Origin of the sequence: Vibrio sp. STUT-A11 (assembly GCF_026000435.1) — a bacterium.
GTDB lineage: Bacteria > Pseudomonadota > Gammaproteobacteria > Enterobacterales > Vibrionaceae > Vibrio.
In genome coordinates this window covers 248,691-262,409 of the sequence record NZ_AP026763.1, presented here as the reverse complement: position 1 = coordinate 262,409, position 13,719 = coordinate 248,691, and the positions used below count along the sequence as shown (strand labels likewise).

General features: G+C 45.9%; 10 protein-coding genes and 11 tRNA genes. 4 read left to right on the top strand and 17 right to left on the bottom strand.

Annotation, left to right across the window (positions count from 1 at the left end):
* Positions 1-26 precede the first annotated feature (26 nt).
* The 5 genes from hfq to tsaE all read right to left on the bottom strand — a co-directional run bounded on the left by hfq (position 27) and on the right by tsaE (position 5,621).
* Positions 27-290 carry an RNA chaperone Hfq gene (gene hfq / locus OO774_RS01255; RefSeq protein ID WP_182011619.1) on the bottom strand — a complete coding sequence of 88 codons (264 nt, stop codon included), beginning with the start codon at positions 288-290 and terminating at the stop codon, positions 27-29.
* A gap of 195 nt (positions 291-485) precedes the next feature.
* Entirely contained in the window at positions 486-1,418 is a 933-nt protein-coding gene (miaA, locus tag OO774_RS01250) for a tRNA (adenosine(37)-N6)-dimethylallyltransferase MiaA (protein WP_264904042.1), read from the bottom strand.
* Complete coding sequence (gene mutL / locus OO774_RS01245; protein ID WP_264904039.1) at positions 1,415-3,430, bottom strand: DNA mismatch repair endonuclease MutL; 2,016 nt, start codon at positions 3,428-3,430, stop codon at positions 1,415-1,417. Before mutL ends, miaA begins: the two co-directional genes overlap by 4 nt.
* A gap of 17 nt (positions 3,431-3,447) precedes the next feature.
* A complete protein-coding gene (locus OO774_RS01240) occupies positions 3,448-5,163 on the bottom strand; it encodes a LysM peptidoglycan-binding domain-containing protein (protein ID WP_264904037.1) in 1,716 nt (571 codons plus the stop codon).
* Positions 5,157-5,621: a tRNA (adenosine(37)-N6)-threonylcarbamoyltransferase complex ATPase subunit type 1 TsaE gene (gene tsaE, locus OO774_RS01235; protein WP_264904035.1), complete on the bottom strand. Its 465-nt coding sequence runs from the start codon at positions 5,619-5,621 to the stop codon at positions 5,157-5,159. The genes OO774_RS01240 and tsaE overlap by 7 nt, the downstream gene beginning before the upstream one ends.
* Before the next feature lie 313 nt (positions 5,622-5,934).
* Here tsaE and queG point away from each other — a divergent pair, with 313 nt between their 5' ends.
* Complete coding sequence (gene queG, locus OO774_RS01230; protein WP_264904034.1) at positions 5,935-7,062, top strand: tRNA epoxyqueuosine(34) reductase QueG; 1,128 nt, start codon at positions 5,935-5,937, stop codon at positions 7,060-7,062.
* Between the two features lie 700 nt (positions 7,063-7,762).
* On the opposite strand, the gene OO774_RS01225 is transcribed toward queG, so the two are convergent.
* The 12 genes from OO774_RS01225 to orn form a co-directional block, all read right to left on the bottom strand.
* Positions 7,763-7,839, bottom strand: a tRNA-Met gene (locus OO774_RS01225).
* A gap of 200 nt (positions 7,840-8,039) precedes the next feature.
* Positions 8,040-8,115, bottom strand: a tRNA-Gly gene (locus tag OO774_RS01220).
* 53 nt (positions 8,116-8,168) lie between these two features.
* Positions 8,169-8,244 (bottom strand) — tRNA-Gly (locus OO774_RS01215).
* Positions 8,245-8,276: 32 nt separating this feature from the next.
* Positions 8,277-8,353: transfer RNA gene (locus OO774_RS01210), tRNA-Met, on the bottom strand.
* A 44-nt stretch (positions 8,354-8,397) separates the two neighbouring features.
* Positions 8,398-8,473: transfer RNA gene (locus OO774_RS01205), tRNA-Gly, on the bottom strand.
* Positions 8,474-8,505: 32 nt separating this feature from the next.
* A tRNA-Met gene (locus tag OO774_RS01200) sits at positions 8,506-8,582 on the bottom strand.
* Between the two features lie 44 nt (positions 8,583-8,626).
* Positions 8,627-8,702, bottom strand: a tRNA-Gly gene (locus tag OO774_RS01195).
* Between the two features lie 32 nt (positions 8,703-8,734).
* Positions 8,735-8,811 (bottom strand) — tRNA-Met (locus tag OO774_RS01190).
* A gap of 41 nt (positions 8,812-8,852) precedes the next feature.
* Positions 8,853-8,928, bottom strand: a tRNA-Gly gene (locus OO774_RS01185).
* 120 nt (positions 8,929-9,048) lie between these two features.
* Positions 9,049-9,125: transfer RNA gene (locus OO774_RS01180), tRNA-Met, on the bottom strand.
* Between the two features lie 44 nt (positions 9,126-9,169).
* A tRNA-Gly gene (locus tag OO774_RS01175) sits at positions 9,170-9,245 on the bottom strand.
* A gap of 156 nt (positions 9,246-9,401) precedes the next feature.
* Positions 9,402-9,947, bottom strand: coding sequence for an oligoribonuclease (gene orn, locus OO774_RS01170; protein ID WP_264904033.1), 546 nt, complete (start codon positions 9,945-9,947; stop codon positions 9,402-9,404).
* A gap of 129 nt (positions 9,948-10,076) precedes the next feature.
* Between orn and rsgA the strand changes: the two genes are divergently transcribed.
* The 3 genes from rsgA to OO774_RS01155 all read left to right on the top strand — a co-directional run bounded on the left by rsgA (position 10,077) and on the right by OO774_RS01155 (position 13,710).
* Positions 10,077-11,141 (top strand): small ribosomal subunit biogenesis GTPase RsgA, encoded by a 1,065-nt coding sequence (gene rsgA / locus OO774_RS01165; RefSeq protein WP_264904031.1) that lies wholly within the window; start codon positions 10,077-10,079, stop codon positions 11,139-11,141.
* A 116-nt stretch (positions 11,142-11,257) separates the two neighbouring features.
* The gene (asd, locus tag OO774_RS01160; RefSeq protein ID WP_264904028.1) at positions 11,258-12,127 is read left to right on the top strand and encodes an archaetidylserine decarboxylase; all 870 of its coding nucleotides are present in this window, start codon (positions 11,258-11,260) and stop codon (positions 12,125-12,127) included.
* 167 nt (positions 12,128-12,294) lie between these two features.
* Complete coding sequence (locus OO774_RS01155) at positions 12,295-13,710, top strand: SLC13 family permease (protein ID WP_264904025.1); 1,416 nt, start codon at positions 12,295-12,297, stop codon at positions 13,708-13,710.
* Positions 13,711-13,719 lie beyond the last annotated feature (9 nt).

Here is a 13,719-nt window from a genome sequence, read left to right as displayed (position 1 = left end):
TTACTTTATAACTATTTGATGAAGAATTAATCTTCAGATTTCTCTTGTGGACGATCACCTTGGCTACGTTCACCGCTGTGGTGGCTCACTGGGCGAGCCGGTACAACTGTTGAGATTGCGTGCTTGTACACCATTTGGTTAACCGTATTTTTCAAAAGGATCACGAACTGATCGAATGACTCGATCTGACCTTGTAGTTTAATACCGTTTACAAGGTAGATAGAAACTGGGATACGCTCGCGGCGTAACGCGTTTAGAAATGGGTCTTGTAGAGATTGCCCCTTAGCCATTTTTATTTTCCTTATTTAATTTGTAGTTGTAATTATTTAGCTAGTGGTGCAATGCAAAAAAGTACTGCTTTTGCATCTGAGCTAAACGAGTAAAAAATGCACTCTAAGTAATTAGCAGCATAGTCTAAAAACTGCCAACTACTGTTCCTTCGAGAGCGCTTTCACGCAAAAACGATCACATTATACACAGCTATCTCAATCAGATGCTATTGCTTGCGAAATGGTTTCGAGAGCCTGTTCAATGTTCTCACTATCCAACCAAGTTAAGTCATCCCAGCTGCGTAACCAGGTGATTTGACGCTTGGCCAATTGACGAGTTGCACATACACCACGAAAAACGGCGTCTTCGCGAGTACAGTCCCCATCTAAATACTCCCACATCTGTCTGTAACCGACACAACGTATCGACGGAAGATCTGGGTGAAGATCCTGACGCGCATATAACGCTTTCATTTCATCTTCAAAGCCCGCTTCCATCATTTTTTCGAAGCGCAGTTCAATGCGACGGTGAAGTTCTGCCCTATCCTTGGGAGCTATTGCAAACTGCTTGACTCGGAACGGCAGGCTTTCGCCTTTGGTTTGAGTCAACTCAGTTAAAGTTTTACCTGAAATTCGAAAAACTTCCAATGCCCTAGATAAACGCTGAGGATCATTAGGGTGGATTCTTTCGGCAGAGACAGGATCAACGACTTTGAGCTCATCGTGCAACACCGACCAGCCTTTAGTCAATGCTTCTTGTTCAATTTGCTGACGAATTTCAGGATTTGCAGCAGGAAGAGGTGATAAGCCTTCAAGTAATGCCTTGTAATAGAGCATTGTACCACCAACGAGCAACGGGATTTTGCCTTCTGCAACAATGTCATCCATTGCCTTTAGCGCGTCGCGACGGAAGTCCGCTACGGAGTATGACTCGCTCGGATCTAAAATATCAATCAGTCGGTGAGGGGCTAAGGCTAATTCACGCTCATCAGGCTTAGCAGTCCCGACATCCATTCCTTTGTAGATCAAAGCCGAATCGACGCTAATGATCTCAACTGGAAACTTCTGACGAAGTCTAATCGCAAGTTCTGTTTTACCTGATGCAGTTGGCCCCATTAAAAATAGAGCCAAGGGTAGTTTTTCTGTCATGGTATTAATTTGGCTATCGTAGCAGAGAAATCAACAGCAGATACAAACTGAGTATCTTCTAATGGTAACTGACCGTGTCTTAGCTGTTCAAGTTCCGCAATAATTTGAATGGCTTCGGAAAGAGTATAATGGCTTTTTACTGTCGTTACCTGCAAAGCAAGCCAATCGATCAGCGCTGAAAGCATCTGAGTCGCCGTATTTTCTCTCGTTACCCACGTTTGCGCGTAAGATAACAGATCTGGTATCAAATTTTGTAAGTTTTGTTGGCGTAATGGCGCAGGTACACCCATAACCATCACTGCTTTGTCATTTCTCGCTTTCAGTTGTATACCAATCTGGGCGAAATCTTGTTGATAATCCGCAGCTAACTTGACTAACGCTGTATCCAGCTTTAGCGACAAAGGTACCAGTAAAGGTTGTGCTTTTAGCGCGCCTTCACTTGGCGTTAGCTGCCCTTTGACTCGGTAGAGTTCCGCGCGTGGTAATGAAACTAATGCAGCGCCACTGTCACTGCTCATCAGAGCAAACTGCTCATCTACCACTGCCAATGCTTTCCCTAATGCCGTCACTTGAGGCAAATTTGTTTGATTGATCGATGTAGAAGGAGCAGCACTCGCTGTCATTTGCGGTTCAAAGTCTGGTGTTTTCAATAGCTCATGATATGCACGGACTTCTTGCTTGGTCGGAGCGGGCTCGATATGGCGCTCTTTGTTCGGCGTCGGTTTAGAAGCTGGCTTAGATTCAACCCAGTCAGAGCGATGATAAGAATCTGACTGTCGGGCTTCTCGCAGTGAAGACTCAGAAGAGGCGCGCTCACGTGGTTTCTTCTCGTAGTCACTTCGGCCGGGATAAGCAGGCGTTTTGTCTATCGCTTGATAAACTTGCTCAGGGACGGGGGACGAGACTTTGTCTTCTTTCGTTGAAGGATCTGGAGTAAGCTCGCTTTCCAGGCCCGATTGAGATGGCTCAGCGTGATGAAACGCAGATTCATTGACATGTGGCTTTTCGATCACTGCACTTTGTACTAGTGCGTCCGCTAGTGCCTGATAGATAAAGTCGTGTACCAGCCGCGACTGATGGAAACGTACTTCATGTTTAGCGGGATGGACATTCACATCCACCTGATGTGGATCGAGCTCGATAAACAGCACGTATGCCGCAAATTGATCGGGTTTCAAACTCATTTCGTAACTCTGACGAATCGCATGATTTATCAGCTTGTCACGCATCATGCGTCCATTCACATAACAATATTGCAAATCGCTTTGCTGCCTTGCACCATCAGGGGTGGTAATCCAGCCATGCAGTTTTAAACCTTGATGCTCCAACTCGATACGCAGCATATTGCGGACAAAAGTATTGCCACATACCGCAGCGATGCGCTTTTCAGTTTGCAATTGGTTCTTTGCCGCTCGATATTGGCGAATAATTTTCCCATTATGACGAACGTTAATCGACACATCAAAACGGCTCAGTGCGATACGTTTTAACAGTTCATCAATATGAGAGAATTCCGTTTTCTCGGTGCGGAGAAACTTACGACGTGCGGGTGTATTGAAGAACAGATCTAACACTTCTACCGTAGTTCCAATAGGGTGTGCAGCAGGTTGCATTTTGACCTGCATTTCACGGCCTTCAGAGTACGCACTCCACGCTTCTTCTTGTGCCGCGGGGCGAGAGGTTAAAGTCAAGCGAGAGACCGAGCTGATACTCGCTAATGCCTCACCACGGAACCCCAGGCTCATGATCGCTTCTAAGTCATCTAAGGTATGAATCTTAGACGTTGCATGACGACTTAATGCCAAGCCTAGCTCATCCTTCGCGATCCCTTTGCCGTTATCACGAACCCGGATGAGCTTAGCACCACCTTTCTCAATATCGATATCAATACGGGTGGCGCCCGAATCGAGACTGTTCTCAACCAACTCTTTGATAACAGAGGCGGGTCTTTCAACCACCTCCCCTGCCGCTATTTGGTTAGCGAGTCTGGCTGGCAGAATTTTGATCGTCATAATGCGTTAAAGCTCACTTACTTGTTCGGAATTATCAACACTTGTCCTACGGCGAGTTCATCTGAGCGTAAGTTATTCGCTTCACGAATGCTCTGCACGCTCACACCGTACTTCGATGCGATCTTACCAAGGTACTCACCACGTGAGACTTTATGTTTACGGATCGGCTTGTCTTTCACCGCAACCGTCACCTTCAACTTCTGACCTACCCACAACGTATCCGATTTGAGATTATTTTCGCGGCGGATATCAGAAACTTTCACTTTGTAATGATTGGCAATCTTACCTAAGAACTCTCCCGATTTAACGGTGTGAGTGATCGTTTCAGTCTCAACTGTGATCGGCTTGCTTGGTACTTTAATGCTACCAGCAGACGGAATTCGCAGTTTCTGACCTATCGCTAAGCCGGTTGATTTCAAGTTATTCTCAGTCATCAACGCTTTCGAACTTGTCCCGTATTTATTCGCAATCACCGATAAAGATTCACCGCGCTTAACAGTATGCACCATCGGCTTCGATGAAGGTGAGAATACCGTACCTTCTGGCGGGTTATCCTTCAGATACTTGACCACCGCTTTAGATATCGACTGTGCTAACTTGTCTTGGTGTGCACGCTGGAACAACAATTTCTCTTCAGTTGGGTTTGAGATAAAACCTGTTTCGACTAATACCGATGGGATTTGCGGAGAGCGCAACACGGCCAAGCTGGTATTGATAGGTTTCTTGTTATGCAGGTGAGCGACACGCCCCATTCCACCAAGAATTTCTGTTGCCAGCTTATAACCTTCTTTCTGTGAATGACTAAACTGCAGATCCAGCAAAGTTTGGTTGACGTTACGGTCTTTGGTATTGCTGACAAAAGCGTTGCCAGATCCGCCTAAAAGTTCAGACTGCCTTTCATGGTTCTCTACCCAACGGGCAATTTCCGTATTCGCACGACGTGTATTAAGTACGAACACTGAACCTCCGCGAGGTTTTGGAGAGGTGAATGCATCCGCGTGAATTGAAATCAGCAGGTGAGCATCATTCTCTCGTGCAATTGCAACACGTCGGTTAAGGTTGACAAAATAGTCTCCGGTACGAGTCAATCGAGTCTTGATTCCAGGTGTCGCGTTAAGCTGGGCAGCAATCTTACGAGAAATACTCAATACTGCGTCTTTTTCATATTTACGACGAGACGGACCAATTGATCCCGGATCTTCACCGCCATGACCAGGGTCGATAACAATCAACACCTCTTGAGCTCGCTGCACGGAGCTCATGTCTTTACTGGTTGTGGTTTTTTGTTCTGACTTAGCAGCGGCTGTCGCCGTTTTCTTACCATGCGGAAGATCGATCACCAAACGATGGCCATATTGTCCGCCTGGAGTCGGGCTCAATTTGAACAGCTCGGCTTGAACACTTTTTTTCAGCTCAAAGACCAAACGATAAGTGCCAGTTTCCGGAGGTGAGCTTTTTCGTACCCTTGTCAAAACCGGGCTATCGGAGACCGTTACTGGTAATTTCGCTTGCATCGTAACGTCTTTCAAATCCACAACCAGTCTATCCGGCCCAGACAATGAAAAGTAGGAGTAATCTGCTTCCGAGCCTAAATCGATGACAACACGAGTCTCATCTGGTGAAGGCCAAACTCGAAAGCTTTTAACGACGTTAGCAAACGCTAAACTGGGGATGATAAGGAGAAAAGTGGCGACAAACGTCGCCACTACTCTAAAATTTGAAAAACTCAACATAGCTCCAATCGACTGAGTAACTGCACACCATAAGCATTATTCGCGATTAGTTCAGCGATACGCGCTTCACCTTGGTAGCGGATGTTCACATCAAGATCTGGCTCAGGCAATAAGCCTTGCCCCTTTTCCGGCCATTCAACTAAACAAATCGCATCATCAGTGAAATAGTCTCGAATCCCCATGAATTCTAACTCTTCAGGATCGGCAAGACGGTAAAGGTCAAAATGGTAAACCTGCCACTTATCCAGTTGGTAAGGTTCAACCAAAGTATAAGTTGGGCTTTTTACATTTCCCTGATGCCCAAGAGCACGGACAAAGCCACGACTAAAAGTTGTTTTACCTGCGCCCAAATCACCATGCAGATAAATTGTCGTTTGTTGAGAACAAAGCTGAGCCAGAGCGGTGCCCAGTGCTACCGTTTCGTGCTCATCTTTTAAATTAAATTGTTTCGTGCTCATTAATGCTTCTCTTACTAATGATCGTTGACTATATAAAAATCAAAAGAACAGGAATAGTAAACTGTGTTGGTTTTGATAGACAAGCTTTCAAATGTCATATGTGCGAAAAAAGTAGCCACAAAACGGTATCTTATTTGTCAGCACTCTACTTCAAGCAATATGAGTTTAGCTCTCCAATATAAGAAAGCAGTAGATTGCAAAAGGTTCCATTATAAATATCACTATTTATCGTATTTTTATAAGTTCGACTTTACGCTAGAACCAATACAAGAGATCCGTTAAGATCCGCCCCCCATTTATCTCGGTGGTAACCATGAACTACGAACAACTCGCACAGCAAATTAAAATTTGGGGAAAAGAACTCGGCTTTCAAAAAGTAGGGATCTGCGACGTTGACCTAAGTGAACATGAAGCCGCACTGCAACATTGGCTGGATGCTGGCTATCATGGTTCTATGGATTGGATGGCTCGCCATGGCATGATGCGTGCGAGGCCACATGAATTACTACCGGGTACCGTGCGTGTTATCAGTGCACGTATGGATTACCTACCACCAGAAGCACAATTTGCATCTAACCTTGCCAATAAAAACCACGCCTATATCAGTCGCTATGCCTTAGGACGTGACTATCACAAACTAGTCAGAAAACAGCTCAATAAGCTTGGAAAATTAATCGAAGAAGAAGTTGGTAAGTTTGGCTACCGCCCGTTTGTTGATTCAGCCCCGATATTAGAGCGACCACTGGCTCAAAAAGCAGGGCTAGGTTGGACCGGGAAACATTCTCTGATCTTAGATAAAGAGTGTGGGTCTTGGTTCTTTCTCGGCGAGTTACTGGTTGATTTACCATTGCCAGTTGATCAGCCAAGTGTCGACCAATGCGGAAAATGCAAAGCGTGTATTACCTCATGTCCGACTCAAGCAATTGTAGAAGACAAAGTGGTGGATGCGCGACGTTGTATCTCTTATCTGACCATCGAGTTCGATGGCATCATTCCAGAAGAATTCCGAAAACCAATGGGTAACCGAATATATGGCTGTGATGATTGCCAACTGGTGTGTCCATGGAACCGGTATGCAGATATCACCGAGCAAGAAGACTTTCACCGCCGTGATAGTTTTCAACACCCAGATTTAGTCAATATTTTTGGTTGGGATGAAGCAACTTTCTTAAAGAACATGGAAGGCTCCGCGATTCGCCGAATTGGTCACTTACAATGGCTGCGTAATATTGCTGTCGCACTTGGCAATGCAGAATACAGTCAACGTGTCATTGATGCGCTTGCCTCTCGTCAGGGAGAAAGCGACTTACTCGATGAACATATTATCTGGGCATTGGATCAGCAGCTGAACCAAACTCCGGTCAATGAGACTGAGTCAGTTGAAACGAAGAAAAACCGTTTAATCAGAATTGTAGAGAAAGGCTTACCGAGAGATGCATAAGGCGTAGTCTATATGCAAAAGATTGAAATGCTTTTTACGTACGCAATTCATGACCTCGTTCTCAATTTTGTAATGTGGAAAAAAATTTGAGATTCGATAAAAAAGAGGTTGAAAAAAAAAGTTAAACACAATCCCAGTAAATGACTAGGATCAAAAAAACGCAATGTAATGATCGTATTTCAACAGCCAGGATCTATGCATTATTCCATTTTTTCTTTATTTAACAGTGGTTTAAATTAAAAATAAGCCACTATAAAAACAGTTTAAAAAGAAAAGATCTTCGTTTACTAACAAATAATGTCAAGCTAAAAACACTTTATCAACCAAGTTATCCACAGAACGCTGTATGTGGATAAGTCTGTTAATGAAAGGTAGTACAACCCTCTGCATACCAGAGCACTCTTGTGTCTGCAGATTCATATTACGTTTTCAACACAAACGAAAAAGTCCGACATTATATAATGCGGATTAAAATTTATTTTAGGGGGGTTATGCTTCACAGCATGATGAAAAGAGCGATGTGGATTGGTTGCGGGGGCTGGATTTGATCCGAGCGGCGCATCCGTCGACGGCCTGAGGGTTATGATAAATAACAATCAGACTGTCTTGAATTTGGTTGCGGGGGCCGGATTTAAACCGGGCGGCGCATCCGTCGACGGCCTGAGGGTTATGATAACTAACAATCAGACTATCTTGAATTTGGTTGCGGGGGCCGGATTTGAACCGACGACCTTCGGGTTATGAGCCCGACGAGCTACCAAGCTGCTCCACCCCGCGTCCGTAATCATCATTCAAAGCATGATGAGCGCTATATACTTTCCACTTAACAAAAAGTGCAGCGACACACGAGGTTCCCTATTCATAAACAGAAAGGCGTGACCTCAACCTTGGTAAGGTAGTGCTCAATAAACTGAGCTAGTGTCGTATTCATCACCGTTAAGCACGGTTAGGGCTAGGCTTTCCACTTAAAGAAAAAGTGGAGCGACACACGAGGTTCGAACTCGTGACCTCAACCTTGGCAAGGTTGCGCTCTACCAACTGAGCTAGTGTCGCATTTTGTCACTGTTAAGCACAATGAGGGCTATTACTCTCTATTTAAAAGAAAGTGGAGCGACACACGAGGTTCGAACTCGTGACCTCAACCTTGGCAAGGTTGCGCTCTACCAACTGAGCTAGTGTCGCATGATTAACCGCTATTGCGTTCAATCTAAATTTGGTTGCGGGGGCCGGATTTGAACCGACGACCTTCGGGTTATGAGCCCGACGAGCTACCAAGCTGCTCCACCCCGCGTCCGTATTGTGTCACCGTTTAAAGTACCGTGAGAACTTTGAATCTGGAGCGACACACGAGGTTCGAACTCGTGACCTCAACCTTGGCAAGGTTGCGCTCTACCAACTGAGCTAGTGTCGCATGATTAACCGCTATTGCGTTCAATCTAAATTTGGTTGCGGGGGCCGGATTTGAACCGACGACCTTCGGGTTATGAGCCCGACGAGCTACCAAGCTGCTCCACCCCGCGTCCGTATTGTGTCACCGTTTAAAGTACCGTGAGAACTTTGAATCTGGAGCGACACACGAGGTTCGAACTCGTGACCTCAACCTTGGCAAGGTTGCGCTCTACCAACTGAGCTAGTGTCGCATGACTAACCGCTAATGCGTTTAATCTAAATTTGGTTGCGGGAGCCGGATTTGAACCGACGACCTTCGGGTTATGAGCCCGACGAGCTACCAGGCTGCTCCATCCCGCGTCCATAATCACCATTCAAAGCATGATGACAGCTTTTCAAATTGGAGCGACACACGAGGTTCGAACTCGTGACCTCAACCTTGGCAAGGTTGCGCTCTACCAACTGAGCTAGTGTCGCATGACTAACCGCTAATGCGTTTAATCTAAATTTGGTTGCGGGGGCCGGAATTTGATCCGGGCGGCGCATCCGTCGACGGCCTGAGGGTTATGATAAATAACAATCAAACTGTCTTGAATTTGGTTGCGGGGGCCGGATTTGAACCGACGACCTTCGGGTTATGAGCCCGACGAGCTACCAAGCTGCTCCACCCCGCGTCCGTATTGTGTCACCGTTTAAAGTACCGTGAGAACTTTGAAGCTGGAGCGACACACGAGGTTCGAACTCGTGACCTCAACCTTGGCAAGGTTGCGCTCTACCAACTGAGCTAGTGTCGCATCAACAACGTTTCCGTTGTTCAGGGCTGCGAATTATAAGAGCATTTTTTTGTGATGCAAGTCCTTCCTTCAAAAAAACTTTAATTTTTTACTGAATGATGAAAAAGCAAGCAAAACAACCATGAATGACAACTATTTAGATCGCAGCCTTAACAATTAAATCTTAAAGATTGTCTCGCGGTAGTACTTCAGTTCAGCAATAGACTCACGAATGTCATCTAAAGCCAAATGTGTACCTTGTTTAGAAAAACCATCCAGCACTTCTGGTTTCCATCGACGAGTAAGCTCTTTCAGCGTGCTGACATCCAAATAACGGTAGTGAAAGTATTCTTCCAGCTCTGGCATGTGCTTGTAAAGGAAGCGACGATCCTGGCCAATGCTGTTACCACAAATTGGTGAAGCCCCCTTCGGCACCCATTGCTCCAGAAACGCAATAGTTTGAGCGACCGCATCTTGTTCAGAAGTTTTGCTATTACGGACACGCTCAACCAAACCACTTGCCGTATGTGTATTGGTGCACCAGTCATCCATTTTAGCCAGTTCATCATCTGGCTGATGGACAGCAAGTACCGGCCCTTCAGCCAGAATATTTAATTCGCTATCGGTGACAATAGAAGCAATTTCTATGATTTTGTGCGTTTCAGGATCGAGCCCCGTCATCTCTAAATCAACCCATATCAGGTTTTGATCGCTAAAGGACATGGTTACGCCGCCTATTTGTTTATCGATAAAAAAGGTACTATACCTCAAATTACTTGAAACACGATACTCACTAACTTGAGCCGGTAGCGAGCTCAATAGCTTGAGTTAACTCATATTAAGTACAAAATTGTGGCGAAAAAGAAAAAGTTAACCAAAGGTCAGGTACGACGCGTTCGTAACAACCAACAGAAACGTTTGAAGAAACAAGATGAGTCCATCCAATGGGATGAGGCCATGCTAGGCGCGAGTAAACAGGGCTTAGTGATCACCCGTTTTGGCCAACATGCTGATATCGAAGACTTAGAAACGGGACAAGTTCAACGCTGTAATCTTCGTCGCGGTGTCGAATCTCTGGTTTCTGGAGACCGAGTATTATGGCGCGAAGGCCTGGAATCAATGGCCGGAATTTCTGGTGTTGTGGAAGCCGTTGAGCCTCGCACTTCAATGCTGACTCGCCCGGACTACTACGATGGACTAAAACCTGTTGCGGCGAACATTGACCAAATGGTGATCGTTTCTTCCGTATTGCCTGAACTTTCACTTAATATCATCGACCGTTACCTGGTTGCGGCAGAGACACTCAGCATTGCGCCTTTATTGGTTCTTAACAAAGTCGATCTGCTCGAAGCTGACGATCGTGCAATGTACGAAGAGTGGCTCAAAGAGTACCAACGCATTGGCTACAAGGTGATGTTTGTCAGTAAAAAGTCTGGCGAAGGCATCGAGGAACTGGAAGCTCAATTGCGTGATCGTATCAATATCTTTGTTGGTCAATCTGGTGTGGGTAAATCCAGCCTCGTCAACGCACTCATGCCAGAACTCGATCAAGAAGTGGAAGAAGGCGAAGTTTCTGAAAACTCAGGATTAGGCCAGCACACCACGACGGCTGCGCGTCTGTACCATATTCCTACCGGTGGTGATCTGATTGACTCTCCAGGGGTGCGTGAGTTTGGTCTATGGCATTTAGAGGCCGAGGAAGTGACCAAAGCATTTGTTGAATTCCGTCCATATCTTGGCGGCTGTAAATTCCGAGACTGTAAACACAATGATGACCCTGGCTGTATTCTGCGTGAAGCCGTAGAGAAAGGTGAAATCAGTGAAGTTCGATTTGAAAACTATCATCGAATCCTCGAAAGCATGGTGGAGAATAAGGCAAACCGTCAATATTCACGCAATAAGAAAGCGGATCTGTAACCGGATTGTCGCTGCAACTGTGTAATAATTCTTCACCGGATACTGACAAGTAAATTAAATTTCAGTAACATCACGCGCCCTAACGCGTGTATCTAACAGAAGTATCGGAATTAAAGATGGACAAGATTAAAGTTGGACTGCAGTACTGGATCCCACAACATGGCTTAACCCGCCTGATGGGTAAACTGGCTTCAGCAAAAGCTGGCGGTCTGACAACAGCAGTCATTCGCTGGTTTATCAAACAATACAATGTCAACATGGACGAGGCGAAGTACTCCGACCCTAAGCACTTTAAAACGTTCAACGAGTTTTTTGTTCGTGAACTTAAACAAGGCGCACGTCCGATTACTGAAGACGAAGCGGTGATCACTCATCCTGCGGATGCTTGTGTCAGTCAATTTGGCCCGATTGAAAATGGTCAATTGATCCAGGCAAAAGGTCACTACTTTTCGGCTCAGGAACTGCTTGGCGGTGATGCAAAGCTGGCAGAAGAGTTCCAAGACGGCTCATTTGCAACACTGTACCTGTCACCTCGTGATTACCACCGTGTGCACATGCCATGCGACGGTACACTACGTCAAATGATTTACGTGCCGGGCGATCTGTTCTCAGTAAACCCTCTTACAGCGGAAAACGTACCAAACCTATTTGCACGTAATGAGCGCGTCGTTTGTATTTTCGATACCGAGTTTGGCCCAATGGCTCAGGTTCTGGTTGGTGCAACCATCGTAGGCAGTATTGAGCAAGTTTGGGCTGGTACTATTACGCCTCCTCGCGGCAATACCGTTTACAAGTGGGACTACCCAGCGGAAGGTAACAAAGCGGTAATCCTTAAAAAAGGCGAAGAGATGGGTCGCTTTAAGCTGGGCTCAACTGTTATCAACTTGTTCGCGAAAGATACCATCGCCTTCGATGAAAGCATGGAAAATGGCAAGACAACGGTAATGGGCACTCCTTACGCTCACAAACAGCAACCTTCCCTGTAAAATCAATGATTTCAATAGCCTCCACATTCGGAGGCTTTTTTATTGATAAAAAACAAAACTCTGTTCGAAATTTAGCCTAACATTTTCAAACTCATACCTGCCTCTAAGTACTTAAAAGCACGATCAATTACTCTGTGCAATGGAGTGACTATTTAAAGGGGCGACCAATGCCAAAGATGAGTGCGAGTACACTGGTTAAATTGCTGGTGTGTTTTTTGATTCCAATCGGTGTGTTAATGATGCCGATCGACGCCATTCCTATTGATGATCTGACTTTAATTCAACATCGTCTACTGGCTATTTTTCTTCTTGCAGCCCTGCTTTGGGTACTGGAACCCGTGCCCGTTTTCGCCACCTCCATCCTGATCATCGCCCTTGAACTTATCATGATCTCCGATAAAGGATTACATCTCTTTCGAGCACCGCCAGCTGGTCACGATCTTGGCGAACTGATCGCCTACACCGACATTTTTTCCGCTTTCTCATCACCGATCATCATTCTCTTCATGGGTGGTTTTGCACTCGCCATTGCTGCCTCAAAGTACGATCTCGACAACAACCTTGCACGTGTTCTGCTCAAACCATTTGGCACGCAACCTAAATTCATCATGCTTGGCCTGATGCTGATCACGGCCGTATTCTCTATGTTTATGTCTAATACCGCGACAACGGTGATGATGCTGGCTTTATTAGGCCCGATCGTCGCTTCTGCGCCAAAAGGCGACTTAGGCATTAAAGCACTGGTGTTATGTATCCCGATCGCAGCAAACACTGGTGGTATCGCAACGCCTATCGGTACGCCACCCAATGCCATTGCCCTGCAGTATCTCACCGGTGAAAACACCATTGACTTCCTGAGCTGGATGATGATGGGCCTGCCGTTTGTACTAATACAACTCACCCTTGCCTGGTTCTTACTGCAAAAGCTTTTCCCTTCTAGCGAGGCAGAGATGAAACTCAAACTGGATGGGACGTTCAAGAGAAGTTGGCGTGCCTATGTGGTCTACGTGACGTTTGCAATGACGATTCTGCTATGGATGACAACCCAAGCCCACGGCATGAACACCTATGTGGTCGCGATTATCCCACTGGCGATCTTCACCTTAACTGGCATCATGGGCAAAGAAGAGCTGAAACTCATTAACTGGGACGTGCTTTGGCTGGTAGCTGGTGGTATTGCGATTGGTATTGCACTGGATAAAACCGGCTTAGCTGAAGCCTTAGCCCATGCGATAGACTACGAGTCACTCTCTCCATTTGCGGTTGTGCTCGCGCTATCGGTTGTCTGTTGGCTAATGGCAAACTTTATGTCTAACACCGCGACAGCTAACTTGTTGATGCCAATTGCTGCCGCGATTGGTGCATCCATGCCAAGCTTGGCTTCTATTGGGGGGCTCCAGGGTCTGTTGGTCGTGGTCGCCTTCTCAGCATCACTCGGCATGATTTTACCTGTATCTACACCACCAAACTCACTGGCTTACTCGACAGGCTTGATAGAAAGTAAAGACATGGCGAAAGTCGGCCTTATCCTTGGATTGGTCGGCTTGTTTATTGTTTATGGTGCCGTGCTTATTCTGTTTTAGCCATGAGGT

What these genes read in the sequence shown, in the direction of transcription:
- hfq (WP_182011619.1), bottom strand. Translation starts at nt 290, where the DNA reads ATGGCTAAGGGGCAATCTCTACAAGACCCATTTCTAAACGCGTTACGC.
- tsaE (WP_264904035.1), bottom strand. Translation starts at nt 5,621, where the DNA reads ATGAGCACGAAACAATTTAATTTAAAAGATGAGCACGAAACGGTAGCA.
- queG (WP_264904034.1), top strand. Translation starts at nt 5,935, where the DNA reads ATGAACTACGAACAACTCGCACAGCAAATTAAAATTTGGGGAAAAGAA.
- orn (WP_264904033.1), bottom strand. Translation starts at nt 9,947, where the DNA reads ATGTCCTTTAGCGATCAAAACCTGATATGGGTTGATTTAGAGATGACG.
- asd (WP_264904028.1), top strand. Translation starts at nt 11,258, where the DNA reads ATGGACAAGATTAAAGTTGGACTGCAGTACTGGATCCCACAACATGGC.
- miaA (WP_264904042.1), bottom strand. Translation starts at nt 1,418, where the DNA reads ATGACAGAAAAACTACCCTTGGCTCTATTTTTAATGGGGCCAACTGCA.
- OO774_RS01155 (WP_264904025.1), top strand. Translation starts at nt 12,295, where the DNA reads ATGCCAAAGATGAGTGCGAGTACACTGGTTAAATTGCTGGTGTGTTTT.
- OO774_RS01240 (WP_264904037.1), bottom strand. Translation starts at nt 5,163, where the DNA reads ATGTTGAGTTTTTCAAATTTTAGAGTAGTGGCGACGTTTGTCGCCACT.
- mutL (WP_264904039.1), bottom strand. Translation starts at nt 3,430, where the DNA reads ATGACGATCAAAATTCTGCCAGCCAGACTCGCTAACCAAATAGCGGCA.